Annotated in this window: 1 pseudogene; it reads right to left on the bottom strand. The window is 62.7% G+C overall.

Going from position 1 to position 324, the window contains the following annotated elements:
- Positions 1-324: pseudogene (locus ACV22Z_RS35840) on the bottom strand (electron transfer flavoprotein-ubiquinone oxidoreductase); the annotation flags it as partial.

Genomic DNA, 324 nt, shown 5'->3' with positions numbered 1-324 from the left:
TCCTCGTGGTTCGTGTTCGAGATGAACACCGACGACAGCCGGTCGAACGTCAGCTTGCCGTCCGGCTTCGGATACTCGATCGGCGTGCATTGCGACGCCGGCTTCAGCATCTCGTGGTCCGCATGCTTGTGATGCAGCGTCCACGGCACGTTGCCGCCCATCAGCTTCTGCTCGAGGCCGACCATCAGCGTGCCGAGGTACAGGCCCCTGGCCATCCACTGCTTGAAGTTGCGCGCGCGGTACAGCTCGTTATACAGCCACGATTGCTTGAACGCATCCGGATACGCGTTGAGCTCGTCGCTCTGACGCCCGGCCTGCACCGCA

The sequence above is a fragment of the Burkholderia sp. PU8-34 genome (genome assembly GCF_053427725.1).
Note: the sequence above shows the minus strand (reverse complement) of the source record. Positions and strands in the feature narration are given on the sequence as shown.